This window comes from Nereida ignava, from assembly GCF_001049735.1.
Classification (GTDB): Bacteria; Pseudomonadota; Alphaproteobacteria; order Rhodobacterales; family Rhodobacteraceae; genus Nereida; species Nereida ignava.
Genome location: NZ_CVPC01000022.1, coordinates 32,648 through 56,650 on the forward strand (window position 1 = coordinate 32,648; position 24,003 = coordinate 56,650).

Sequence of the window (24,003 nt, forward strand, 5' to 3'; positions counted from 1 at the left end):
CTGTCACTCTCGCACTGTCAGGTTTACTTGACAACACTTTCGTGTAAGCTTCGGTTGACACTCCTAGCCAAAGTGACTCGTAAATGACCACCCAATGCGTCAGCATCAGCTTCTACAGGTTCGGCCCACTCAGGGCGCGACTATGGGCGCTCGCCATGATGGGCGCGGCACGGTTCAGCATTGGCAAAACGCCACACATCGGCTTTTGGAAGCTCTGCGGCTCAGGAACCGGCGAAGGGTTCACCCCGCTCCCCAACACCCAAGTTTACGCCATCTTGGCCACGTGGCCCAATACGCAAATCGCCCAAGAACAGAGCCTATCTGCCCCACTATTTCGCCGCTACAACGCCCGCGCAGACGAAAGCTGGACAGTCTTTCTGACACCCACATCCGTTCGCGGTGCATGGTCGGGCAAAGTTCCCTTCGTTGAAAGCGCTGACACCGAAGGCCCCCTTGCCGCGCTTACGCGCGCGACGGTGAAAACCCGCAAAGCCCTGCGGTTTTGGAAGCGGGTTCCAGCCATTTCGTCAGTTATCGGGTCCGATCCCAATGTTGCCTTCAAAATCGGCATCGGAGAGGTGCCGTTGCTGCATCAAATCACGTTTTCCATCTGGCCAAATGCTGACGCTATGGCGAACTTTGCCCGAAAAGACGGCCCACACGCGCGTGCAATCAAAGCCGTCCGCAGTGACGACTGGTTTGCAGAAGAACTCTACGCCCGCTTCCGCGTTTGCGGTGAAGCCGGCACATGGGGCGGCGTTTCGCCCCTCGCACAACTGAAAGAAATCTCATGAAACAGCCCTTCCCCTTCTCCGCCATCGTCGGTCAGGACGAGATGAAACAGGCAATGATCCTCACCGCGATTGACCCCTCAATTGGCGGCGTGCTGGTCTTCGGTGACCGCGGGACGGGCAAATCGACAGCCGTGCGCGCGCTTGCCGCCTTGTTGCCGCCGATTACAGCCATCAAAGGCTGTCCGACCAACTCAGAAACCTCCGCGGATTGCCCAGATTGGGCCGCAATCGACACGGACAAGACAGTAGAAATTCCGACCCCAGTCGTTGATCTACCCCTTGGCGCCACCGAAGACCGTGTAGTAGGCGCATTGGACATCGAAAAGGCTCTAACACAGGGCGAAAAAGCTTTTGAAGCAGGCCTGCTGGCGCGTGCAAACCGCGGATATCTGTATATCGACGAGGTCAATTTGCTCGAAGATCACATCGTCGATCTTCTCTTAGACGTGGCCCAAACCGGTGAAAACGTGGTTGAGCGTGAAGGTCTGTCTATTCGCCATGCCGCGCGCTTTGTTCTTGTCGGCTCTGGCAACCCAGAAGAGGGCGAGCTGCGCCCCCAACTTCTTGATCGCTTCGGTCTGTCGCTTGACGTTAGCTCTCCCAATGACGTTGAGACACGGGTCGAAGTGATCAAGCGCCGCGACGCCTACGAGCGGAACACGACCACCTTCCTTGAAACATGGGCTGTCAAAGATGCGGAAATCCGTGATGAGATCATCAAAGCCCGTTCGATACTGGCTAAAATTAAGACGGATGATGCAATTCTGGCTGATTGTGCGGCGCTTTGTATTGCGCTTGGCTCCGATGGCCTACGCGGAGAGCTTACCTTGCTTCGCACAGCGCGCGCATGGGCCGCCTATCAAGGACGCAACAAGGTAATTCGTGAGGATTTACAAGCAGTTGCACCAATGGCCCTTCGCCATCGCCTGCGTCGCGACCCCCTTGATGAGGCAGGCAGCGGCGCGCGCGTCGCACGCATTGTGAACCAAGTCTTCAACACCCCACGCGTTGCCTCTGCATGACCAGTCCCGCACCAGCATGGTCTCTCGCTGAACGCGCGTTAACCTTGTTGGCGCTTAATCCGCGTCTTGGTGGCATTTGGGTGAAAGCACGTAACGGGCCCGTCCGTGACCGCTTCAACGCCGCCTGCGATGCGCTTCCCCTACCCTGCCGCCGGGTACATCCGCGCGTTTCTGACGAACAGCTTTTTGGCGGCGTAGACATTAGCGCTACGCTTCAAAAAGGGTCTGTTGTGGCCGAAAAAGGGATGCTGAACGATCCTTCGACACTTGTTCTGATAATGGCTGAACGCACAGAGGGACCACTGGCAGCGCGGCTTGCGCAAACATTGGATGCAGGCGATCACGCGCTGATTGCGCTAGACGAAGGCTTGGATGAAGAAGGCGCTGAACAACTCCCCCCTGCCCTAGTAGAACGGCTTGCATTTCACGTGGATCTTGCCGGGATACGGCACACTGATGTCAGTGTTATTACTCTGCCAAGCAATATCGATCTCACAACCGTTGAAACACCTAATGAGGTAATTAAATACCTCACGTCGCTCTGTATTCAATTTGGCGTTGTTGGCATTCGCGCGCCGATGTTTGCTGTTGAGGCCGCACGCACACATGCGGCTCTGTTTAACCGTCAAACACCCAATGCCGACGATCTGAAGGCGGCCGCTGAACTGGTTATCGCGCCCCGCGCAACCTGCATGCCATCCGATCAAACAGATGCACAAGAAACGTCGCCCCCGCCTGATAACACAGGTGACAATTCACTAGCCAATCAATCCGCAGAGATTATACCGCAAGACATGGTGATCGATGCCATTCGCGCAATGCTACCACCAGACGTTCTCGCTCAGTTAGCCAAGGCAAAAGCACAGCGAAGCGCCAAAACAGCCAGCGGTTCAGGTGACAGCAAGAAAGGTAACCGCCGCGGTCGCCCCCTGCCCTCAACCACCGGCAAGCTGGATGGCACAAACACAATTGACTTGGTCGCGACCTTACGTGCCGCCGCACCTTGGCAACCATTGCGCCGACGTGGGTTTACACGCACCACGCTCGCCATCCGCCCATCTGATATTCGGGTCAAACGCTTTAAGGAAATGTCAGACAGACTTATGATTTTCACTGTCGATGCATCCGGAAGTGCTGCCATGGCACGACTAGGAGAGGCAAAAGGCGCAGTTGAGTTACTGCTAGCACAGGCCTACGCCCGTCGCGACCATGTGGCGCTGGTAGCGTTTCGCGGTGAAACAGCCGAAACAATTTTACAACCAACGCGCAGCCTTGTGCAGACGAAACGACAACTAGCCAGCTTGGCAGGTGGTGGTGGAACGCCCCTTGCGGCCGGCCTGAAGGCTGCCCTTGATCTGGCACAACAGGCCCGAGGGCGTGGCCTGACACCCACAATCATCACGCTGACCGATGGACGTGCAAATATCGCCCTTGATGGAACAGCTTCTCGTGTCCCCGCGGGGACAGATGCCGAGATGATGGCCCAACATATAGCAGCGCATAACATCGCAAGCATGGTGATTGATGTGTCTAACCGCCCACACAGAGCCTTAGAGACCCTTTCCAGCCGCATGATGGCGCCCTACATCGCCCTACCCCGCGCCAGCGCACAGAAGCTCTCTCAGGCCATCTCAGGCGCTTTGTAGGGAGATGGACCTGCTGCCCCGCCTACCCGCCTACTGGCCCCACAAAGAGCACTCTCAGATCATCCCCTGCAGGCCACACAGGTGGCACGTACAAATCATGGGGAACGGGCCGCAATTGTTGCTCATCCACGGCGCTGGTGGCGCAACGCACTCATGGCGGGACGTCATGCCACTACTTGCGCAAACACACCAAGTCATCGCCGTTGACCTGCCCGGTCAGGGCTTTAGCCAACTTGGCTCACGCGCACGCTGCGGGCTTGATGCGATGGCCACAGATCTTGCGTCGCTGCTTGCCCAAGAAAGCTGGAAGCCAACCGCAATCATAGGGCACTCCGCTGGTGCCGCCATTGCACTTCGACTTGCAGAACTTGGCGTGTCCCCGCGGGGACAGATCATCGGCATCAACGCGGCGCTCGCAAATTTCAAAGGCATCGCAGGCTTTCTATTCCCTGCATTCGCAAAGCTGCTGTCCCTAAACCCCCTGACAGCACGTATTTTTACTGCCACCTCTGGCAACACCGCAGCAGTTGAGCGCCTGATAACCGGGACAGGCTCAAAGCTCGATGCAGATGGGCTAAAGCTTTATCAGACGCTGATCGCACGGCGCTCACACGTTGACGGTACACTCGCCATGATGGCACATTGGAAGTTGGATGGGTTGCTCGAACGACTGCCCAACATCCTCAATCAGACGCTCTTCATTACCGGCTCAAACGATCAGGCTGTTCCGCCAAGCACAAGCAACGCAGCGGCCTCACGTATGCAAAACGCGCGAGTACATGAAATCAGTAAACTTGGACACTTGGCCCATGAAGAAAGCCCGCAGCAGGTGGTCAACCTGATACGGGCCTTTATCGAAGAGTAACTGTCCCCGCGGGGACGCGCTACTTTGGATCAAGCGCTTCCCAAAACGCAGCTACTGCCGCCTCAAGCCGCGCACGCTCAACTGTTGTGAAATCCATCTTCGATTGCATCGAAAAACTTCCCTCTGCGGCAACACACTTCACCTGTCCCCGCGGGGACATCAAACGCAGGGTCGTCTTGGCAGTCTCACGAGGCGTGGTTTTGGGAGTATTCTTCTCAGCCACAAAGGCCCGCAACATCCGAAGCTCATCGGCCGCACTCTGCCCATTTGCGTCAAGCAAACGCTGCTTCAGCACACTGACGAGCGCGGGGTTTTCATCAAGCTTTTTTCCCACCTCAAGCCCAAGCGCACGCGGGATTACATCGACGTGGACCAAGCTTGGCTCAAGCCGCTGGTATAACTTTGCAAAGTTTTTAATGTAGGCCCGCTTTTGCCGACCCGCGCTTGCAAACAAATCATCAATAGCTTCGTTCACATTAGAAAACGCTTTGTCAGACGACCGCAAGTAAGCCCAAGCGATCGCCGCCATTTCACCAAAACCGATACCCTTGCGCACGATATTCTCATCGACCATCCGGCGATACAAAGAGCGGTCTTCTTCAGTCCTGGCAATAATTCCAACTGGAATTTGAGCAAAACGCTGTTCACCGGTTTCTTTGTAAAGCTCACGGAACGCAGTCAGGCGCCGATACCCCTGAACCAATTCATAACCGTCACCTGCCTCCAGCACCTGAATAGGATTTGAAAGACCAATATCGCGGATCGAGGCTTTTAGCTCATCAATCTCACTATCGCGGACCGCCTTGCGATCACGGGTCAACAATTCGGCTCTAACATCGGTAATATTGACTAAACGCGTAATCAGGCCAGCTTGTTTTAGGTCTACTAGCTCATGGGCGAGCCGGTCGTTTTCGGCACGAATAGCGGCCTCTGCTGCTGCACGCTCTGACAAAGCGCCAGCGTTCTCAGCAATGGCTGATGCCATAGGGCCACGCCGGTCATGAGGAGCCGACGGGGCAGGGGAGCCAAACATCGATTTAGTCTCTAACTGCGGTGTTTGTGTCTGTTCTGCTTCATCAAAATCAATATCGAATACACGACGCTTCTTCATAGCATTACTCCAATTCTTCCCACGCGCTTACAAGGTTAGTCCGAAATTCTTCATATGCCTGATCAAAGGACGCCCGTGCACGACGCCAAGTCTCACGTGTCATATCTCTGTAGTCGATCTCGTAAATGGACGACAGGAAGCGACCTGATTGCTCAACGGCACGGGTCATCTCGATGGGATGTTCGGTAACTCTATCTTCAAACACTTTAACAAATGCCTGCTGCATCGCACGGTGCAGGTCATTGTTTGGCTCAAAACGGGTCAGCAAGAAGCGCACATCAAGGAATGCCTTGGGAAGGGACATCGTCCCCGCGGGGACACCACTGCGGAAATGGGCCAAGTCCTCAAGGGCCTCGGACAGCTGGCCGATAAATGAGGTAGTAGAGTCGTACTCCCAGTAACCCGGACCGGATGGGATATAGAGAACATCCGCGGCAAAAACAGCATTCATCGACTGGTATCCAATCGCGGGCGGGCAATCGAAAATGATCATGTCATATGCGTCTGGTGGAAGCTGATCGAGGTAGCGCGAGACGGCAGCAAAAAACGACCACTCTGGGTTCACATGGCGATACTGCGCAGAGGCGAACTCGACAAAGGCCGCATTGGCGCAAGACGGCACGATATCGATTGTGGGCCATGACGTCGGCTTAATGAAATCCGTCACCCGCAAATCGGCCAATCCCATATCCGTAATTGAGGAGGGCAGGCTACGCTTGGGCAGGGCCGCACCGCTTTCAGCGCCCATACTTACGTTGGCGTTCATCGCCTCTGTTTGGTGAATGAGGTCGCGCGCCATGACGCCCCAGACAGTAAATTCCTCATCCACATCCGACAGCCCCATCGAATGGGACAGCGTCGCTTGGGGGTCAAAGTCCACGCAAAGAACGCGGTACCCGTCAAGCGCAGCAGCGTGAGCAAAGTGCAGCGCAACGGTGGATTTCCCAGCCCCCCCTTTGAAGTTAGCAATTGCTGCACGAATGGCCCGCTTGCCCGAGGGGCGCGGCGGCATAAGCGACTTCCGGTTCACCTTAAGACGGCGGCGGATCTGATTGATCTCCTCAAGGGAATACCAGCGTTGGCGCCCATCTTCCTCAACCAACCCTTGGGGCAGGGAGGGGTCTGACGCCAATCGACCCCGCAAAGTCGATTGGTTCACCTTGAAGATAAGCTCGCCCACCTCCCAACTGGAAAACCGCCGCAGAGTTTTTTCCATCTCTGGCGAATAGGTTTGCTTCCTAATAACACCCTGCATTCGCAAGGACTGCGCTTGCATGCGAGCTAGATCTTCATGTGAAAACATTTCGAGCCTTTGACATTACCTGTCCCCGCGGGGACGCTTTTAGATGCTGTTGTCCTGATTTACGCCTAATTTGCGAAAAAAGCAAAAGGGGATAAAGATGAAATGGTAAAAAAGCGAAAATAGCACGTAGCGGCTGTTTTTGTGGGAATCGCAAGGCGCTGCTGGAACCAGTGAGCATCTACGTGCTGGCGAGTGTCCCAAACTAAGGGGGACACATATCTTGCCGCCACTACATATTGGGGGACAAAAAAGCCCTAATAGGTGTCAGCCAAGGCGTCCCCCTATACCATTAATACCAAAAATATCATTATTGATTAGTGGTTTTAAAGCGCTCAGAAAAACTGAACTTGACAGAATCGAGCCATTGGACGCAAATCAGACAAGAGATTTGATTTAGCGTTGAGTTGCAGCACAAGTATGTGTAGTTCTGCGCCATCATTGTAAAAAAATAACAAAATAGCAGAGACAACCAAACACGGTATCGCTGCATGAGGCAAAAAATATCGCGACCCAAAGTATCTGCCAAAAGAGCGGAGCTTTATTCCAAAGGGCGCGAAAAGGGCGGATATGAACGTTACCCAAACTGTTGGGCGCAATGCGTCCGTGGTAAAATACGATGTGCTAACCGCCATGGGCGCCTATGCCTTGGCACACGGCAAACATGAGCAGCGATTGATACTGCGATTTATCACACTTGTTGTGGCGCGCTACAACTGGCAGCGGGATGAGTTGGCCGTAGGTCAAGTTGAGATAGCTCGGCTTTGGGCCGTAGAACCCCGCACTGTTAAACGTGAGATGGCGAAGCTTAAAGCAATGGGGTGGCTTGTGGTTCACCGCCAAGGTGCGCGTGGGCGTGTAACTCAATATGGCCTTGATCTGGAGTGCATACGACGTGTGACGCGGCCACAGTGGGATGCTGTTGGCCCTGATTATGCCTTGCGCATGGAAGGTGTGCCAGAAAGTGCGAAGGTGGTGCCGTTGAAGGCACGCGGGCAAATACCCGCGCCAGACCTAAGTAGTGGGACAGAGTGGAGCTTGGCCCAAGGCGTGCTTCATAGCCAGGACGAGGGCGCATATGGCGCGTGGCTAAGCGCGCTGGTGCGGGTTGAGCGGGCAGGGGGCCGGTTGGTCCTTCGCGCGCCGAGTAAATTTCATGCTGCTTATGTTCAGACCCATTTAATTGAACAAGTGAATGCAGCGTGTCGAGCTGTCGATCAAGACGTGAGCGAAGTTGTCTTGGTGGTCTAAGCTGCGGAGTATCCAGTTTCGCTAAAAAAATGGCCGCCCCCTATCGGGGACGGCCATTGCTTTTCACAAAGAAAAACAAAATTTTTATTTCTAGATCAGTTAGCTGGGGCCAGCGACGCAAGGTACGCGTAAATGTTCACAGCGTCTTCTTCTTTACGTACTTTATAGCTCATTTTGCTGCGGCCTTTTTCGCCTGTGGCTTCTTTCAGGTACCCTGTTGGGTCCTGAACATAAGCGACAAACGATGCTTCGTCCCACACGAGACCAGCATCTGTGCCAGCTTTCATCAGCTTGGAGTAGCGATAATCAGACTGAGCAATCGCGTTGCCGACGACGTTGTAAAGGTTTGGACCAGTTGGCTTTTTCTTGCCAACAATGTCATTGCCGTCTGCGTCTTGAACCCAGTGGCATGTTGTACAGTTTTTGAATGCATCTTCACCAGCAGCAGCATCACCAGAAGCGTGGCCGTCTGCAAATGCAGCGCCACCGATAGCCATTGCGGCGGTCAGGGTAAGTAGTGTCGTTTTCATAAATCTATCTCCAACGTTCATTCCAATAAGCAACTTAGGGCCAAAGTGCCGCAGGTAAAGTTAAGCCCGCTATAATCACGCGACTGCGTGGGAAACCGCGCATTGCTTCCACAGAGTGCTAAGCGCATTCACCAAATGATCGATGTCCGCATCTGTATGGCAGGGGCCTGGTGTAAAGCGTAGCCGCTCGGTCCCTTTTGGCACTGTGGGGTAGTTAATGGGCTGCACATAAATGCCGTACTGCTCCATCAGGTAATCCGCAATCATCCGCGTTTTAACAGGATCTTTGATCATCACGGGAATAATGTGGCTTTTGTTCATCAGGTGCGGGATGCCCGCGCGATCAAGTTTGTGACGCAGCTGCGCGACTTGGGCTTGTTGGCCTTTACGCTCAACATCCGATGTCTTGAGGTGCTTGATAGACGTTTGCGCCGCTGCTGCCACTGCGGGGGGCAGGGCAGTGGTAAAGATAAAGCCAGAGGCAAATGAACGGATAAAGTCACACAGCGCCTCGGAGCCAGTGATATAGCCACCAACAACACCGTACGCCTTGCCCAAGGTGCCTTCGATCAGTGTGATCCGATCGGCAAGCCCCTCACGCTCGGAAATACCGCCGCCTCGCGGGCCGTACATGCCAACGGCGTGGACCTCATCGAGGTAGGTCATCGCGCCGTGTTTCTCAGCAACTTCAATGATTTCGCGCATCGGGCAGATGTCACCATCCATTGAGTAAACACTTTCAAATGCGACGATCTTTGTCGTGTTGGCGGGTAGGGCAGCCAACTTACGATCAAGGTCCTCAACATCGTTGTGTTTCCAGATGACTTTTTGTGCCTTTGAGTGGCGAATGCCTTCGATCATCGAGGCGTGGTTGCCTTCGTCTGATAAGATCACAGCATTGGGCAGTCGCGCGCCAAGGGTGCTTAGGGCGGCCCAGTTCGACACGTATCCAGAGGTGAACAAAAGCGCACTTTCCTTGCCGTGCAGATCAGCCAACTCATTCTCAAGAGCGAGGTGGTGAATGGCATTGCCAGAGATGTTGCGCGTACCACCCGCGCCAGTACCACAGCTTTCGGCGGTGCGTGTCATGGCGGCGATCACATCAGGATGGTGACCCATGCCAAGGTAATCGTTTGAGCACCAGATTGTGACATCCCGCGCCTCATCTTGGCCGTGCTCGGACGCTTGAGGAAACTTACCCGTGTGACGTTCAAGCTGTGCAAAAACGCGATAATTGCCATCGTCTTTGAGTTTGTCCAACTGCTCATTGAAAAGAATATCAAACGTCATGACGTGGTCCCTTTTGTTTTTGTGGGCGCAGGGGCGGGGAGCATCCAGCGCCATAGTTTTTCGTCAGGCAATGGAATGACCATTAGCCAGTGTTCTAGTAATGCCAGCGCAGTGATGGCGGTGAGTAGGGTAAATCCGGCCACTTCTGCCTGTGATGAGGCAGAATATAGCCGTTCAAGCCAGCAGGCTGTCGCGAATGTGAGCGCGGTGACCGATATAGGAAACAGCCAATTGACCCGTGCGTGGCGAAAATGGCTCGGCAAATGTGCCAGTGGTTTTGGTAGAAATTCTGTGTTGATTTTGGGCACGCCCAGAAAGAGATTCAGCTTGGCTGAGATGCGGGCGAAATAAAGCACTGCGTATGTCCAAAGACCAAAGATGTTTTCGGCGTCTTGGCTGACCCAAATCATTGCAACAAGGGCCGCGGTCAATAAAATCTCGTGGTAGGCAACGGTGCCCCATGCACGAATAAAGCGCTCAAATGGTGGGGTGTTAGGCGGTAATTCTGCGGTATTTGGCCCGGTGATAATGCCCGTCAAGAATGCCAGCTCAATCCATCCCCAAACGGCCAAAGCGGCCAAAAACGCGATATAGGGTCCCGCCACTCCGGTTTGAGAGAGCGAGACGTAAAATGCCGCAGCCCCCGTAAGCAGGAACGGCAAACCCCATAGAACAGCACAGAGGCCAGCGGTGCCCTCGGCGCGGTCAGCACGGCGCACGATCACAAGGATCGCGCCCGTGGAAAACCACCACAAGAACAGCGCGCCAAGCGCAGATATCCACGGGGTTGCCAGCATTAGTAGGCGGGCTCCATCATGGTGCTTGCTGGACGTTCGTGGTGCACAACGGGGATGGAGTAGAGCACAGCAAATGCGGCCGCCGCGCGGGCGGTTCCGATGAACTGCTTGATCTTACCAGCAACGCCGCGCTGGCGTTTGCCGGCGGCAATCTGAACGTTGGCGTCTTGCAGTTTATCGAGCCCTTTGCGGAAGCGCGGGTGATCGATATCAAGCGTGAACGGATAGATCTGTTTGCTGATTTCCGATGTTTTGCGGAACACCTCCATGCCGTACCACGTCACGTCTACGCCCAAGGCCTCGTGGAAAACGGGGCGCTGGTGGTCGCGAACCCACATTGTGCCGTAAACGGCCGTCAGGAAAAACTTGATCCAGAGGCGGTTTTGGCGCGATTCCGTCAGTTTAGGGTCTGTTTTCATCAACAACGCAAAGGCTTCGCCGTGTGAAAACTCATCGTTGCACCATTCCTCAAACCATTTGAAAATGGGGTGAAAGCGGTGCTCGGGATGCTTTTCCAGGTGGCGGAAGATTGTGATGTAACGCGCGTAGCCAATCTTTTCTGACAGATACGTGGCATAATAAATGAACTTAGGGCGGAAGTACGTGTACTTCTTTTGTTGGGTCAAAAAGCCCAAGTTGACCGCAATGCCAGCTTCGCGCAGTGCATCATTGATAAAGCCCGCGTGACGGGCCTCGTCGCGGGCCATCAGTTGGAAAAGCTGCGTGATGTCTGGATTAGAACCGCGGCGCTTCATTTCTTTATAAAGCACACACCCCGAGAATTCAGCAGTACAGCTTGAGATCAAAAAGTCGATAAATTCGGCACGCAAAGCAGGTTCCATGCCGTCCCAATCGACGGTGTCCCAATCAGCGTTTTTCTTAAAATGGCCTTTGTTTGGGTCTGCTTCCATTTGGCCGATCAGGGTGTCCCAATCGTGGCGCACGTTTTCAACGTTGATGGCGTCCAGTTCATTGAAATCAGTGGTGTAAAAGCGCGGGGTGAGAAGCGTGTCCTGCATCGCAACATCGGTTGCTTTTTCCGAGGTCATGGCTTCGTTTGTACCATGCAAAGCGGTGGGGGATGCGTGACCGTTCAGGTCCTTGGGGGTTTGGATGTTCATACTGTAACCTCCTCAGAGAATGAAAACTCGCAAAGCTCAATAAATTCCAGATCACCGGTCAGGCGCGTCCAAGCGCGCTCAAGACCACTGGCGCGGGTGATGACGGCGGTGCGGCTTTCTTCGACGATTTCGCCGAAAGGCGCCATGATCTCGGCCCCTTGGACCAAGACGCTATCGCCGGGGTGAATGACTGCTCCGTTGTCAAACCGCACATGCGCGCTGAGCTCTTCAAAGCGGTGCGAGATGCTGACAGTGCAGGGTGCTGTTTCTTTTGATCGGGTGAATAATCCCATGGTTCCGGTTCCCTTATTGATCGAGCAGCGTGGCGAAGGCTGCCCAGTTTTCGGACCCAAACCCCATCAGGTCTGCGCTCCAGTTGGTTTCGTCATCGATGATGGCGACGCGGTTATTGGCAAATTGCACAAGGCGGACGGGCGCGCTCATGTCCATGTTGTTTACGGTGCGATTACGCTCAACGACGCGTGACATCACGCCCATAAAACCACCTGCGCCCGGGCCTGCATCAAGCAACACTGTACCGTCGATATCAGCGATATACGTGGCGCCAGAGATTTCACTTTTCATCGTGATCGTACGTTCTTTCACGATTGGTGAAGCAGGCAGGGCGCTGGCTGATGGGCGGTCTGACCAGACCGAGTAGGCCGACAAAGCGACTGCGCAAGCAATCATGAATAACACACCGCGGATCAGCGTGCGTGGGATCATTTCGCGGTCTTTGTTCAACATTTTACGGGTTTCAGAAGGGGCAAATTGCATATCAGTTTACTCCGCTGGAACGGCGTCAGGGACGCGTGTGATAATGGGGGCTTCGGATACCCGCGTCTCCGCTGCGGCGGCCAAAATCTGTGCGACATTAGCGGCGTCAGGGATGCAACGGAGAGCGGGTTCCGTGTGGGCCATCCGCCAAGGGCGAACGTGGGGCCAACACATTAGGTAACTCATGCGGGTCTTGCCCGATGTTTGAAGCGCGATGGTGCCATGACCGCCAGAAAGCAGCGCGAGGTTTGCGTTCTTTACCCATTGGTATGGCAGGTTCAGGGTCATCGTCAGAGCCGCCCCGATGCGCATGGCAACGCGACGGTTCGTAATTGTGTAGACCGTGTTACGGGCCTGTACGTATGAAATCAGTGCCAGCACAGCGACTGTTGCCGCTGCAAAAACTGCGAACGGCAGTACAGACAAAAGTGCGTGGCCAAAGGGGGCGACCCCAAGCACAACGATGAAACGCCACAGTGCGAACAAAGCGAAATAGCCCATGAGCCATTTCAGGCCCCAGCTTTCTTTGGTCAGGCTCCACCAATTGGGGCGCCCTTGCCAGAGGATCTCTTCGCCCGCGGGCAGTTCCTCTGGCAGACCTTCGATGGGTTCAACTGCGAAATCGTCGTGTGACATGGGGTCGGCTTTCCTTAGGCTTGGGGTTCCAAACGGCTTGGGTCCGCATAAAGCGTGCCGCCGCCGTAGTAGGCTTGGATCTTCTCTTCCTCGAGCAACGTCACAGTGGTTGCCGATTTTTGGGTCGGAATACCTTTGACGTTGTGCGAATAGATTGAGCGGATCTTGAGGTGGTTTGATTTGATACGCGCCATTTCACGGGCCACCAGTTTGGTGCCGCCGCCAAATTCGGCGTCAACTTCATAAGCGAAATAACGTACCAGCTGCTCTGGTTCATCGATCCACATATCGGTGACGCGACCAACGACTACGTTATCGCCTGTCATAACCGGCAAACCACGTGGGTCACGGCCAGCAGACACGCGGAATGTGTCAACACTCGACATGGGGATGATCTTGGGGTGGCCTTTGCCATCAAGCTCTGGGTGATCTTGACGCGCAGCCCATGCACCTGGACCAACGCCGTCCATCATTGGATCACCGGTTGGCTCGAAAGGCAGTCCGTTTATCACGCCAGTTTGCTCAAGCGCCAAATCTGTACGGGCTTGGCGGTCAGGACCGGGAACGGTCACCTCGCCGCGGCCATGTGGCAGCTTAAACGTTTTGGGGTTTGGCACAGGGAAGGGGCCTTGGTTGGCCGCTGTCTCACCGGTGTCATTTTCAAGGGGATAGCCTTCACGCATGTTTTCGGTTTGCAGATAGTAAATCAGCAGCGCGAAAAAGCCGTAAAAGCCCCAAAGAGCGACGCTCGCCAAGTCGATGTTTCCAAAAATAGTTCCGTCCATTTTCTTTCTCCGAATGTGTCAGGTAGGGAAGTCAGCCAGACCGATCTGACGTCCTTGCTGAGTGGTCTGTGTCCCGCGTCGCACAAGGGGCCCCAAGGCGATGAGCGTGACAAAAATAAGAGCAATTGCAGTGTGATAGACAACTGAATAGCCCGTCGATGGCGTGGCGAGCGCCGGTCCGAAGTTCCCGTTAAGTGCGGCAGTGTTGACCACATCGCGGATGGTACCGCCGATGAGGATCGACAGGCCTGCGGCGGTCGCTTGCGCGGCGCCCCAAGCCCCCAATGCAAGGCCGCGGCCTGCGTTGGGCAAAGTCATTGCTGCGGTCAGCGTGGCGACTGCAAACAGCCCTCCACCCAAGCCGATCGCGGCGCTTCCAGTGTAGAAAAGGAATACTGAATTGAGTGGTGCAGCGAACACAACGCATGTGAAAGCACCCACTCCAACAAGCAGGCCACGGCCCGCCATGAGATGTGTGTTTAGCCCACCGCGCAGCCATCTAGCTGCAAGTGCAAAGCCCAGAAGTGCGCCAGACGCCCAAAGCGCTGTCAGCAAAGTGGTGGCGGATACAGATAACCCCAAGACTTCGCCGCCGTAAGGCTCGAGCAATACGTCTTGCATATTGAAAGCCATAGTTCCCAAAAAGACGACAACGATCAGGCGGCCAGCTTGACCGCCGGCCATGAAATCTGACCATGCATCTTTGAAAGTGGGGCTTGGTGCTGCATCACGCTCGGCCTTAGATTTGGGCGCCAGCTTTTCTTGTTTCCACAAAGCGACAATGTTCAAAACAAGGGTGATTACGGCGCAAGATTGAATGACGCGAACCAATCGCAGATCACCAAAGTCGCGCAGGAAATAGCCAACGATCACGGCGGACAGTCCCATGCCGACCAGGAACATGACGTACAAAAGAGCCACAACGCGAGGACGTGTTTCATCATCTGCGCGGTCTGCGGCCAATGCCAGACCTGCGGTTTGGGTCATGTGCATCCCAAGGCCGGTCATCAAGAAAGCTGCTGCTGACAAAACCTCACCTGCCCATTCGGGGCCGGCTGCTTGCTCAAATCCCAGTGACAGAATGGCGAATGGCATTACCGCTAAGCCGCCGAACTGCCACAAGCTGCCAAACCATAAGTAGGGGATGCGTTTCCAACCCAGGGAGCTTTGCAAGTTGTCTGATTTGAAGCCCAAAAGTGCGCGGAACGGAGCAGATAAAACAGGCAACGCGATCATGAGCGCAACAATCATTGCCGGTACTGACAACTCCACGATCATAACGCGGTTTAAAGTTCCCAACAGCAAGACAGAGGCCATGCCGACAGACACTTGGAACAGCGACATCCGCAAAAGCTGTCCGAGGGGAAGACCCTCAGACGCGGCATCCGCAAATGGGAGCCATTTTGATATGCGCTGCGTTTGGCTCACTTGGTTACTTCCAAACATTCAGAGATATAAAAACCCGAGCTGATCCGCGCGACGCTGCGCAGATTACCGTCTACAAGGCGTGCCAATTTCTTGGGCGCATGTGGGATCATCACGGGGCTTCGGTCACGGCGCGGAAACAATTTTCCCATACCGAAAAACGCCATCAAGAATGGTGTGCGCGGCGCAACGGTGAACACAATTTTACAGCTTGTTCGCTGGAACAGGGTCGAAATTGAGCGGTTAATGTCAGCGGCGTCATAGTAGATCAAACTGTCCATCGCGACCACGTGATCGAAGTCACCAAGCGCGGAGTCTAGCATATCGCCAGCGTGAAATGTCACTTGATGTGACAAGGCATCTGGCAACCGCTTGCGTGCGATTTCCACGAGTGACGGCGAGATATCCACGGCGACTACCTCGGCGCCGCGCAAAGCCAGTTCGTGGGTCATTTGACCCGCGCCACAGCCGGCGTCCAAAATTCGTTTTCCGCGCACATCCCCAAGGGTGTTGAGCATTGTTTCACGCATCCGGTCCCGCCCCGCGCGCACGGTTTCGCGTACCCGCGACACGGGCGCGTCTGAGGTCAGGCGCTCCCATGTTTTGGTCGCGGTTTGGTCGAAGTATGTCTCGACGCGGGAAAGGGTGCGGTCGTATGCGGTCATGGTTTAATCGAAGCCCAACAATTCAAAGATTTCGCGGTCAGGCAGCGGCGCAGGCGCAAGCGCTTCAGTGCCGTTCCAAAGTGTTTCTGCGAGGCGGATGTATTCCTTGCGAACCTGGACGATTTCTTCCTCATCAGGCATCTCAAAGAGGGTCTTCTTTTTGAGGCGTGAGCGGCGGATCGCATCAAGATCAGGCATGTGTGCGATACGGTTAAAGCCAACGGTTTTACAGAACCGGTCTACTTCATCTGTCTCGCGTGACCGGTTGGCGACGCAGCCCGCGAGGCGGACTTTATAGTTGCTGGATTTCGCTTGAACAGCGGCGATAATCCGGTTCATCGCATAAATGCTGTCAAAGTCGTTTGCGGTGACGATCAATGCACGGTCAGCGTGTTGCAATGGGGCAGCAAAGCCGCCGCACACCACGTCGCCCAAAACATCAAAAATCACTACGTCGGTGTCTTCAAGCAAATGGTGCTGCTTAAGCAATTTGACTGTCTGGCCAACCACATAGCCACCACAACCAGTACCCGCCGGAGGGCCACCTGCTTCAACACACTTAACGCCGTTGAAACCCTCAAAAACGAAGTCTTCAGGGCGCAGCTCTTCTGCGTGAAAATCCACATCTTTTAGGATGTCGATGACTGTTGGGACAAGTGAGCCCGTCAGAGTAAACGTGCTGTCATGCTTGGGGTCACATCCAATTTGCAAAACCCGTTTGCCCAGCATTGAAAATGCAGCAGACAAGTTGGACGAGGTGGTTGATTTACCGATGCCGCCTTTGCCGTAGACCGAAAACACCTTGGCGCCTTCGATTTTCATTCCGTCATCTTGATGGACCTGTACGGAGCCTTCGCCGTCTTGGCCTCTCAGGATTGGTGTGCTTCTGTCTAATGCCATGTTACTTCTCCCTATGCGGCTCTATTGCGCCGCAATTCCTTCCATTTGATCCTCGAGCGCATCGGCCGCATCTTGCAGCGCGGCGAGTGTTTCCGCGTCGGGGGTCCAATAATTTCTGTCGCTTGCTTCAAGCAGGCGATTGGCCATGCGTACTGAAGCTTGCGGGTTCAGATCCGCCAGCCGCTGGCGCATCGCGTCGTCAAGAACGAAGGTTTCAGAGAGCCGTTCATAGACCCATTCATCCACTTGGCCGGTCGTGGCAGACCAGCCCATCGTGTTCGTTACGCACGCCTCAATTTGGCGCACGCCTTCGTGTCCGTGTTGCAGCATTCCTTCGAACCATTTCGGGTTGAGGCTGCGCGATCTGGTTTCAAGGGCGACCTGCTCGGACAAGGTGCGTACTTTTGCATCACCCATTGTTTGATCGCCGATGAATACAGCCGGCTCAGCGCCGCCTTTGGCGCGCTTTACCGCACGAGCAATACCGCCGAGCGTATCAAAATAGTGGTCAACGGTGGTGACACCCAGCTCAACGCTTTCAAGATTTTGATAGGCTACATCCACATCCTTAAGCTGCTTTTGGAGCAGTTCTGCTTGTGCCGCCGCCTTGCCGTCCATGCCGTAGGCGAATGACTTGCGTGCTTCATAGGCATCGGCCAGCTCATCTTCGTTATCAAAGGCGCTGGCATCCACGAGGGCGTTTACGTTTGACCCATACGCGCCGTTGGCATTGGAAAAGACCCGCAGTGCTGCGGTTTCCAGATCAACGTCCATTTGCTCTGCATAGGATAGTGCATGTGCACGCAGGAAATTTTGGCTCGTTGGTTCATTGGCGGCTGCGCATTTATAGGCGGCCTCGGCCAACATCTTGGTCTGCAAAGGTAGCAGGTCGCGGAAAATACCAGACAGGGTCATAACCACATCAATGCGTGGGCGCCCCAGCTTCTCTAGGGGAATAAGATCAGCCCCTGACAAACGGCCATAGCTGTCAAAACGTGGCTTTGCGCCCATCAAAGCAAGGGCTTGTGCGATCGGGCCGCCATCTGATTTGATATTGTCGCTGCCCCAAAGCACCAGCGCGATGCTGCGTGGAAGTTCGGTTTGAGCGTCCAGCAATACTTGGGCCTGTTTACGGCCATCGCGTAATGCAAATTCTGTTGGCATTCTGAACGGATCAAACGCGTGAATATTGCGGCCTGTGGGGAGGACATCAGGACTACGGATCAGATCACCACCCGCAACAGGGGCAATGTAGCGCGCACTTAAGGCACGCATTAGCGCAGGTAACTCAGTGTCCTCTTGCAGCAGTGCATCGACGCGGGCGCGAGCCTCAGAAGATTGATCCGCCATTGTGGAGACGTGATCATGACGCGCCGCATCAGACATGGGTTTGCCAACGATATGGAGCCCCTCGGGGATCAGCGCGTGCTCTGTTTCAAGCAGCTTGAGCCAAAGGCTTTCAGGATCACGACCGTTCATATCAACAGCGTTAGCTTGGTCGCGGATCAGCTGTTCTAGATCACTGCGTGATGGATCGTTTTGGGCAGTACCACGGTACCGCGTTAACGTGTCCTTCAGGGCGATTAAGCCTTTATAGAGACCGGATTTGGCAAGTGGTGGTGTCAGATGTGTAATGGTTACGGCGTTGCTACGGCGTTTTGCTAACGTGGCTTCAGACGGATTATTCGATGCATAGAGGTAGACGTTTGGCATCTCACCGATGAGCCTATCCGGCCAATCCTGCGCGCCGAGGCCCGCTTGTTTGCCTGGCATGAATTCAAGTGCACCGTGCATCCCAAAATGTAGCAAGGCATCAGCTTGATATGTGTTGCGGAGCCACAAGTAGAATTGGGCGAAAGCATGGGTGGGGGCGAACCCTTTTTCAAAGAGTAACCGCATCGGGTCACCCTCATAGCCAAAAGTTGGCTGAACGCCGACAAAGACGTTTCCGAAATGTGCGCCCAAGATGAACACGCCACGACCGTCTGATTGGACTTTGCCGGGGGCGGGGCCCCAAACGCTTTCAATAGCCGCTAGGGGCGGTGTATTTTCAACGATGTGATCGGCAGAAACGTGATCAGCAACGTTAGCTTCTTGACCGTATTGGGCGCTGTTGCCCTGCAAAACGAGCGTGCGAAGGATGTCCACATCTGCGGGCACTTCAACGTCATAGCCGCTGGCCTTCATTCTGGTCAGCGTATTGAAGAGGCTCTCAAATACGGACAGATACGCTGCGGTTCCAACAGCGCCGGCATTTGGCGGAAAGCCAAACAGCACAATGCCAATCTTTTTGTCAGCGTTTTCTTTACGGCGCAGATTTGCCAGCCGCGCCACTTTTTCTGCCAACACATCAATGCGTTCATGACATGGTGCCATGGCTTTGCTGATGGTACTGGCTTTGCACATATATGCGCAGCCCTGACAGCCCGTTTCACTGTGGCGACCTGCGTAGACTGTGGGGTTTGTGGCGCCGTCAATCTCGGGCAGGGCGATGAGCATTGTTGTTTCAACGGGGCCAAGGCCACCGTCGCTAGACGACCATTGGCTCAGAGTTTGAAATTCAAGCGGATGAGCAGCGACATACGGAACATCAAGCTTTGTAAGTGCTTCGATCGCGGCGTCGCTGTTGTTGTAGGCCGGTCCACCAACAAGGCTGAAACCAGTCAGTGAGACCATCGTATCTACGCTGTTGAAGTATTGCTCAATGGCGGGGCGACCATCGAGGCCCCCTGCAAAGCCCGCAATAACGCGCATTCCTTTTGCTTCAAACGCGCGGATGACTGCATCATAATGAGCGCAATCCCCCGACAGGATGTAACTGCGCAACATCAGAATTCCGACTGTTGCAGTTGCATCGCTTTGCGGCAGTTCAGTAAGATCAGTGACGATTTTCGTGCCTGCAAGGTCTGGGTGGTACAGGCCAACTTCGGGGTAATCGATGGGAGCTGCGGCCTCAATTTCGTTCCAGCCGCGATTTTCAGAGTAACGGCTTACCAAAAAGCGGAGCATGGCCTCAAGGTTGTCGTCTGATCCACCAAGCCAATATTGCATCGATAGAAAGTACGCGCGAAGATCTTGGGCTTTGCCTGGAATGAATTTCAGGATTTTGGGCAAGCGGCGGAGCATTTTCATCTGGCCTTCGCCTGACGCCTGCTTGCCTGTCTTTGGCTTGAGCTTTTTAAGGATGGCCATGGCGCCAGAGGTCGGCTTGGACATATCCAAGTCGCCCATTTTGGTCAGGCTCGTAATGCTTGGGTCCGCAATGACGCCAACAAATGCATCAAGCGAAGGTCTGCGTGCGATCATGTTCGGCAAAATCGCCTTCAGGTGATCTTCAAGAAACAGCAGATTGCCCACAATAATATCTGCATGGTCGATGTCGTGACGTGCGGTTGCTAGTGCTTCTGGGTTGTCGCCCCATTCAGCAGCTGCATGAACGCTTACTTCAAGGCCCGGAAAGTCAGCGCGCAAGTTTGGCATGGCGCGCGTGATTGATCCGCCCGCATGGCGATCAAGCGTGACGATAGCCACGCGATAAGGGATGCTTACCTCATCGCGCATAATGGGCCTTCGCCTCGTAAAGTGTATCGACTGAAATTTCAGTCATGCCTTGATCCAGAGCGTATTTTTCAGTGTTTCGCTTGGATTTGCCGCGCACAAAGAAAGGAATTTTCTTTAACTCGCGTTCTGCGTCTGCGAGCCAAACAGCAACGCCAGTGCCTTCTTGAACCGCCGCTGCGACGGGCCCCTCAGCAGGACGATCAATTGGTTTTGGTGCATGTCCGTCGTGATGGCTTGGTCCCGCTTCGTCGTGGAATTCAAAATCATCGCGGAACATGTGCAACAGGTGCTCTTCAAGGCCCATTACAAGCGGATGGATCCACGTATCAAACAGGACGTTCGCGCCTTCAAACCCCATAACGGGAGAGTAGCGGGCGGGGAAATCTTGTACGTGCACGGGTGCGGAGATGACGGCACAAGGAATGCCAAGGCGCTTGCCGATGTGTCGCTCCATTTGGGTGCCGAGGATCATCTCGGGTTGCAGCGCTTCAATGGTTTGCTCGACCTCAAGGTAGTCATCGCTGATTAGAGCTTCGACGCCAATGTCTTTGGCAAGTGCACGGATGTCGCGTGCGAACTCGCGATTGTAGCAACCTACGCCTACAACTTCGAAACCCATCTCGTCTTTTGCAACGCGGGCTGCGGCCTTCACGTGGGTGCCATCGCCAAAGATAAAGACGCGTTTGCCAGTCAAATATGTGCTGTCGACGGATTTGCTCCACCACGGCAATCGCAGGCGGCTTTCGTCCACATTAGGCTCTATTCCGCAAATTTGGCACACCTCTGCGATGAAATCACGGGTTGCGCCAACGCCCATTGGAACCGTTTTTGTGTAAGGCTGCTCAAAGCTGCGCTCGCACCAGCGTGCTGCGGCCTCACCGGTTTCAGGGTAAAGCAGCACGTTGAAATGCGCAGCGCCCATGCGGGCAATGTCGCTTGGTGTTGCGTCAAGCGGGGCGCAAACATTCACATCAATGCCAAGCTCATAGAGGAGCGCTGTGATTTCTTGGATGTCATCGCGGTGACGAAAGCCTAATGCGGTGCCACCAAGGATGTTGCAAGAAATCCGTGACGTGCGCTCGCAAGGTTTGGCCAGAGCTTTGACGATTTGGTAAAATGTTTCGTCTGCCCCAAAGTTTTCTTTGCGCGAGTAGCTGGGCAATTCCAACGGAATGACCGGCACATTAAGGCCCATCGTTTCCGCAAGGCCGGCGGGGTCATCTTGGATCAATTCAGCAGTACAAGAGGCGCCCACAATGATTGCTTCTGGCTGAAAGCGATCATAGGCGTCTTGGCAGGCGTCTTTGAAGAGATGCGCCGTATCACTTCCCAAATCACGGGCTTGAAATGTTGTGTATGTAACTGGCGGGCGATGGTTGCGCCGCTCAATCATAGTGAACAGAAGGTCCGCGTAGGTATCGCCCTGTGGGGCATGCAAAACGTAGTGCAGCCCTTTCATTGCAGTTGCGACACGCATTGCACCAACGTGGGTTGGGCCCTCATATGTCCAAACGGTGAGCTTCATAGGTCAAGCACCTCGCGGCGGCGGATGGGACGCGAGAAAAGCCCAGCAAGATCACCGGCTTGCTCATAGAAGTGAACTGGCGTGAAAACCAACTCGATCGCCCATTTGGTTGTAAGACCTTCGGCCTCGAGTGGGTTTGCCAATCCTAAGCCGCAAACTGTGATATCGGCGCGGGCCTCGCGTGCTCGGTCCAATTGCAGATCAACGTCTTGCCCTTCGGAGATGGTTGGACCTTCCGGGATGAGCGCGAGGTCAGGACCAACAAGGCCTGCGTGCAGGTACGGTGTTCCGATTTCAAGCGGGGTCATCCCACATTCGGTCGTCAAGAAGCGCGCTAACGGGACTTCAAGCTGGCTATCAGGGAAGAAGAAGATCGACTTGCCGCGCAACTCTTTCGCTTGCGCATCAATTGCCTTGCGTGCGCGGGCGCGCGGCGCTGCTGTGACGCGCTCAAAAGTTTCTTCATCCACGCCAAACTCAAGAGCAATTGCACGCAACCACGCGGTCGTGCCCTGTTCGCCAAACGGAAACGGAGCAGGAATGTGGCGTGCGCCGCGGCGCTCAAGCTCTGCGTGGGTATCACCCAAGAAAGGCTGTAGAAGCGCAAAAACTGTGTTTTCGCCAATACCATATTGATCCGCTGCACGGGATGCGGGCAAAGTTCTGATTGGACCAACGCCCATTTCAGTAAGTAGCGAAACAGCTTGATCTTCGACCACGTCAGGCAAAGCACCCACTAAGAGCAATTCGCGTTCATCGGTTTTGGGCAGTACGGGCACCATTGAGGCCAGACACGCGTCCTCGCCTTGTGTGAATGTTGTTTCGATACCAGACCCACTGAAGTTTAGAACGCGGACGTTAGGCGCATATTCTTGCGTCATACGTTCTGCTGCGCGCGCAAGATCCAGTTTGATCACCTCTGAGGGGCATGATCCGACCAGAAACAATTGCTTAATGTCAGGCCGTCTTGACAGTAGGCGCGCAACTTCGCGGTCAAGTTCAGTGTGCGCGTCAGCAAGTCCTGCAAGATCCTTTTCTTCAAGAATCGCGGTCCCAAAACGCGGCTCTGCAAAAATCATGACGCCTGCTGCTGACTGCAAAAGGTGGGCGCAGGTACGGCTACCGACGACCAAAAAGAATGCGTCTTGCATTTTGCGGTGCAGCCAGATGATGCCTGTGAGGCCACAAAAAACTTCCCGCTGTCCGCGTTGTTTCAAGACGGGGCTATTGGCGCAGCCAGTTGAAATGGGGCTGTGATCATTCATGCGGTTACGCCTTGATTTGGAGTTGCTTCAAGGCGGGCCATCCGGAGTTTCCAAACGAATTGCGCGGCGTTGATTACATAAATTGCATAGGCCGCGAGTGCGACCAGCATTTGTGCCTTGGGAGAGAGCGCGCCGCTCCATAAGGCCCATAAATAAAAGGTGTGAATCGCAATAACGACAAAGCTTACAGTGTCTTCCCAAAAGAACGATTGCGCAAACAGATAGCGCCCAAACACAACTTTTTCCCAAATCGCACCCGTCACCATAATTGTGTAGAGCGCGAAGGTTTTTAACAGAATTGAAGCGGTTGCCGCGGCGTAACCTTCGCCAGTCATTAGGTACCTGATGACTAGAGCTACGGAGACGAGAAAAATGATGAATTGCACGGGCGCAAGTACACCCTGCACGAATGTCCAGATGGTAGCGTCTCGGCGGGCGCGTTGCTCTGGCGTATAGAGACTGCGGCCCTGATTTTTGTGCGACGATTGCGCAGACATAAGACCGACTCCCTGACAAGCGGTGTGGGATGAGGGTGGTCTGAAACGGGCAATGTGTCAACTAAAACTTACACCCAAAAGTTGACATATGGCAAAAGGGGCATTTGTAAGTTGGGCTTTGCATTCTGCGCCAAATTTGGTGTTAGGGCTTCAGGAATACCCTGTGGTGTCTAATTATTTTGACAATGGGTATAGAATTTAGATTACATGTGTTAGTATTCGACCAAGCGGCTAGTTTGA

At 54.5% G+C, this 24,003-nt stretch carries 22 protein-coding genes; 5 read left to right on the top strand and 17 right to left on the bottom strand.

The window, feature by feature from the left end:
* Positions 1–83: 83 nt before the first annotated feature.
* The 4 genes from crtA to bchO are packed head-to-tail and all read left to right on the top strand — an operon-like array spanning position 84 to position 4,327.
* Positions 84–794, top strand: coding sequence for a spheroidene monooxygenase (gene crtA / locus NIG5292_RS12695; RefSeq protein WP_048599917.1), 711 nt, complete (start codon positions 84–86; stop codon positions 792–794).
* Positions 791–1,816 (top strand): magnesium chelatase ATPase subunit I, encoded by a 1,026-nt coding sequence (gene bchI / locus NIG5292_RS12700; protein ID WP_048599918.1) that lies wholly within the window; start codon positions 791–793, stop codon positions 1,814–1,816. Before crtA ends, bchI begins: the two co-directional genes overlap by 4 nt.
* Complete coding sequence (locus NIG5292_RS12705) at positions 1,813–3,462, top strand: magnesium chelatase subunit D (protein ID WP_048599919.1); 1,650 nt, start codon at positions 1,813–1,815, stop codon at positions 3,460–3,462. The genes bchI and NIG5292_RS12705 overlap by 4 nt, the downstream gene beginning before the upstream one ends.
* Positions 3,463–3,466: 4 nt before the next feature.
* Complete coding sequence (bchO, locus tag NIG5292_RS12710; RefSeq protein ID WP_048599920.1) at positions 3,467–4,327, top strand: alpha/beta fold hydrolase BchO; 861 nt, start codon at positions 3,467–3,469, stop codon at positions 4,325–4,327.
* A gap of 19 nt (positions 4,328–4,346) precedes the next feature.
* On the opposite strand, the gene NIG5292_RS12715 is transcribed toward bchO, so the two are convergent.
* Positions 4,347–5,438 carry a ParB N-terminal domain-containing protein gene (locus tag NIG5292_RS12715; protein ID WP_048599921.1) on the bottom strand — a complete coding sequence of 364 codons (1,092 nt, stop codon included), beginning with the start codon at positions 5,436–5,438 and terminating at the stop codon, positions 4,347–4,349.
* A 4-nt stretch (positions 5,439–5,442) separates the two neighbouring features.
* Positions 5,443–6,741: an AAA family ATPase gene (locus NIG5292_RS12720; RefSeq protein WP_048599922.1), complete on the bottom strand. Its 1,299-nt coding sequence runs from the start codon at positions 6,739–6,741 to the stop codon at positions 5,443–5,445.
* Positions 6,742–7,308: 567 nt separating this feature from the next.
* On the opposite strand from NIG5292_RS12720, the gene NIG5292_RS12725 reads away from it, so the two are divergent.
* Positions 7,309–7,989, top strand: coding sequence for a hypothetical protein (locus tag NIG5292_RS12725; protein ID WP_048599923.1), 681 nt, complete (start codon positions 7,309–7,311; stop codon positions 7,987–7,989).
* 95 nt (positions 7,990–8,084) lie between these two features.
* Here the strand turns inward: NIG5292_RS12725 and NIG5292_RS12730 are convergent, their stop codons facing one another.
* The 15 genes from NIG5292_RS12730 to bchF all read right to left on the bottom strand — a co-directional run bounded on the left by NIG5292_RS12730 (position 8,085) and on the right by bchF (position 23,763).
* Positions 8,085–8,519, bottom strand: a complete 435-nt coding sequence (locus NIG5292_RS12730; protein ID WP_048599924.1) for a c-type cytochrome — start codon at positions 8,517–8,519, stop codon at positions 8,085–8,087.
* 75 nt (positions 8,520–8,594) lie between these two features.
* Complete coding sequence (gene hemA, locus NIG5292_RS12735; RefSeq protein WP_048599925.1) at positions 8,595–9,809, bottom strand: 5-aminolevulinate synthase; 1,215 nt, start codon at positions 9,807–9,809, stop codon at positions 8,595–8,597.
* Entirely contained in the window at positions 9,806–10,606 is an 801-nt protein-coding gene (gene puhE / locus NIG5292_RS12740; RefSeq protein ID WP_048599926.1) for a putative photosynthetic complex assembly protein PuhE, read from the bottom strand. The genes hemA and puhE overlap by 4 nt, the downstream gene beginning before the upstream one ends.
* On the bottom strand, positions 10,606–11,655 hold the full coding sequence (gene acsF / locus NIG5292_RS12745; RefSeq protein WP_048599954.1) for a magnesium-protoporphyrin IX monomethyl ester (oxidative) cyclase: 1,050 nt from the start codon (positions 11,653–11,655) through the stop codon (positions 10,606–10,608). The genes puhE and acsF overlap by 1 nt, the downstream gene beginning before the upstream one ends.
* 68 nt (positions 11,656–11,723) lie before the next feature.
* Positions 11,724–12,020: an O2-dependent cyclase accessory protein gene (locus NIG5292_RS12750; RefSeq protein ID WP_048599927.1), complete on the bottom strand. Its 297-nt coding sequence runs from the start codon at positions 12,018–12,020 to the stop codon at positions 11,724–11,726.
* Between the two features lie 13 nt (positions 12,021–12,033).
* Positions 12,034–12,504 carry a photosynthetic complex assembly protein PuhC gene (gene puhC, locus NIG5292_RS12755; protein ID WP_048599928.1) on the bottom strand — a complete coding sequence of 157 codons (471 nt, stop codon included), beginning with the start codon at positions 12,502–12,504 and terminating at the stop codon, positions 12,034–12,036.
* A 6-nt stretch (positions 12,505–12,510) separates the two neighbouring features.
* Positions 12,511–13,140, bottom strand: coding sequence for a photosynthetic complex putative assembly protein PuhB (gene puhB / locus NIG5292_RS12760; RefSeq protein WP_048599929.1), 630 nt, complete (start codon positions 13,138–13,140; stop codon positions 12,511–12,513).
* Positions 13,141–13,154: 14 nt separating this feature from the next.
* Entirely contained in the window at positions 13,155–13,925 is a 771-nt protein-coding gene (gene puhA, locus NIG5292_RS12765) for a photosynthetic reaction center subunit H (RefSeq protein WP_048599930.1), read from the bottom strand.
* Between the two features lie 18 nt (positions 13,926–13,943).
* Complete coding sequence (locus NIG5292_RS12770) at positions 13,944–15,371, bottom strand: PucC family protein (protein WP_048599931.1); 1,428 nt, start codon at positions 15,369–15,371, stop codon at positions 13,944–13,946.
* On the bottom strand, positions 15,350–16,015 hold the full coding sequence (bchM, locus tag NIG5292_RS12775; RefSeq protein WP_048599932.1) for a magnesium protoporphyrin IX methyltransferase: 666 nt from the start codon (positions 16,013–16,015) through the stop codon (positions 15,350–15,352). The genes NIG5292_RS12770 and bchM overlap by 22 nt, the downstream gene beginning before the upstream one ends.
* A 3-nt stretch (positions 16,016–16,018) precedes the next feature.
* The gene (bchL, locus tag NIG5292_RS12780; protein ID WP_048599933.1) at positions 16,019–16,915 is read right to left on the bottom strand and encodes a ferredoxin:protochlorophyllide reductase (ATP-dependent) iron-sulfur ATP-binding protein; all 897 of its coding nucleotides are present in this window, start codon (positions 16,913–16,915) and stop codon (positions 16,019–16,021) included.
* Between the two features lie 21 nt (positions 16,916–16,936).
* On the bottom strand, positions 16,937–20,476 hold the full coding sequence (locus NIG5292_RS12785) for a magnesium chelatase subunit H (protein ID WP_048599934.1): 3,540 nt from the start codon (positions 20,474–20,476) through the stop codon (positions 16,937–16,939).
* Complete coding sequence (gene bchB, locus NIG5292_RS12790) at positions 20,466–22,001, bottom strand: ferredoxin:protochlorophyllide reductase (ATP-dependent) subunit B (protein WP_048599935.1); 1,536 nt, start codon at positions 21,999–22,001, stop codon at positions 20,466–20,468. Before bchB ends, NIG5292_RS12785 begins: the two co-directional genes overlap by 11 nt.
* Positions 21,998–23,266, bottom strand: coding sequence for a ferredoxin:protochlorophyllide reductase (ATP-dependent) subunit N (locus NIG5292_RS12795; protein ID WP_048599936.1), 1,269 nt, complete (start codon positions 23,264–23,266; stop codon positions 21,998–22,000). The genes bchB and NIG5292_RS12795 overlap by 4 nt, the downstream gene beginning before the upstream one ends.
* The gene (gene bchF, locus NIG5292_RS12800; RefSeq protein WP_048599937.1) at positions 23,263–23,763 is read right to left on the bottom strand and encodes a 2-vinyl bacteriochlorophyllide hydratase; all 501 of its coding nucleotides are present in this window, start codon (positions 23,761–23,763) and stop codon (positions 23,263–23,265) included. The genes NIG5292_RS12795 and bchF overlap by 4 nt, the downstream gene beginning before the upstream one ends.
* Positions 23,764–24,003: the final 240 nt, after the last annotated feature.

What these genes read in the sequence shown, in the direction of transcription:
- bchB (WP_048599935.1), bottom strand. Translation starts at nt 22,001, where the DNA reads ATGAAGCTCACCGTTTGGACATATGAGGGCCCAACCCACGTTGGTGCA.
- NIG5292_RS12705 (WP_048599919.1), top strand. Translation starts at nt 1,813, where the DNA reads ATGACCAGTCCCGCACCAGCATGGTCTCTCGCTGAACGCGCGTTAACC.
- crtA (WP_048599917.1), top strand. Translation starts at nt 84, where the DNA reads ATGACCACCCAATGCGTCAGCATCAGCTTCTACAGGTTCGGCCCACTC.
- NIG5292_RS12785 (WP_048599934.1), bottom strand. Translation starts at nt 20,476, where the DNA reads ATGCGCGATGAGGTAAGCATCCCTTATCGCGTGGCTATCGTCACGCTT.
- NIG5292_RS12725 (WP_048599923.1), top strand. Translation starts at nt 7,309, where the DNA reads ATGAACGTTACCCAAACTGTTGGGCGCAATGCGTCCGTGGTAAAATAC.
- hemA (WP_048599925.1), bottom strand. Translation starts at nt 9,809, where the DNA reads ATGACGTTTGATATTCTTTTCAATGAGCAGTTGGACAAACTCAAAGAC.
- bchO (WP_048599920.1), top strand. Translation starts at nt 3,467, where the DNA reads ATGGACCTGCTGCCCCGCCTACCCGCCTACTGGCCCCACAAAGAGCAC.
- NIG5292_RS12715 (WP_048599921.1), bottom strand. Translation starts at nt 5,438, where the DNA reads ATGAAGAAGCGTCGTGTATTCGATATTGATTTTGATGAAGCAGAACAG.
- puhE (WP_048599926.1), bottom strand. Translation starts at nt 10,606, where the DNA reads ATGCTGGCAACCCCGTGGATATCTGCGCTTGGCGCGCTGTTCTTGTGG.
- NIG5292_RS12770 (WP_048599931.1), bottom strand. Translation starts at nt 15,371, where the DNA reads ATGTTTGGAAGTAACCAAGTGAGCCAAACGCAGCGCATATCAAAATGG.
- puhC (WP_048599928.1), bottom strand. Translation starts at nt 12,504, where the DNA reads ATGCAATTTGCCCCTTCTGAAACCCGTAAAATGTTGAACAAAGACCGC.
- bchL (WP_048599933.1), bottom strand. Translation starts at nt 16,915, where the DNA reads ATGGCATTAGACAGAAGCACACCAATCCTGAGAGGCCAAGACGGCGAA.
- bchF (WP_048599937.1), bottom strand. Translation starts at nt 23,763, where the DNA reads ATGTCTGCGCAATCGTCGCACAAAAATCAGGGCCGCAGTCTCTATACG.
- puhA (WP_048599930.1), bottom strand. Translation starts at nt 13,925, where the DNA reads ATGGACGGAACTATTTTTGGAAACATCGACTTGGCGAGCGTCGCTCTT.
- NIG5292_RS12750 (WP_048599927.1), bottom strand. Translation starts at nt 12,020, where the DNA reads ATGGGATTATTCACCCGATCAAAAGAAACAGCACCCTGCACTGTCAGC.
- NIG5292_RS12795 (WP_048599936.1), bottom strand. Translation starts at nt 23,266, where the DNA reads ATGAATGATCACAGCCCCATTTCAACTGGCTGCGCCAATAGCCCCGTC.
- NIG5292_RS12730 (WP_048599924.1), bottom strand. Translation starts at nt 8,519, where the DNA reads ATGAAAACGACACTACTTACCCTGACCGCCGCAATGGCTATCGGTGGC.
- puhB (WP_048599929.1), bottom strand. Translation starts at nt 13,140, where the DNA reads ATGTCACACGACGATTTCGCAGTTGAACCCATCGAAGGTCTGCCAGAG.
- acsF (WP_048599954.1), bottom strand. Translation starts at nt 11,655, where the DNA reads ATGACCTCGGAAAAAGCAACCGATGTTGCGATGCAGGACACGCTTCTC.
- bchM (WP_048599932.1), bottom strand. Translation starts at nt 16,015, where the DNA reads ATGACCGCATACGACCGCACCCTTTCCCGCGTCGAGACATACTTCGAC.
- bchI (WP_048599918.1), top strand. Translation starts at nt 791, where the DNA reads ATGAAACAGCCCTTCCCCTTCTCCGCCATCGTCGGTCAGGACGAGATG.
- NIG5292_RS12720 (WP_048599922.1), bottom strand. Translation starts at nt 6,741, where the DNA reads ATGTTTTCACATGAAGATCTAGCTCGCATGCAAGCGCAGTCCTTGCGA.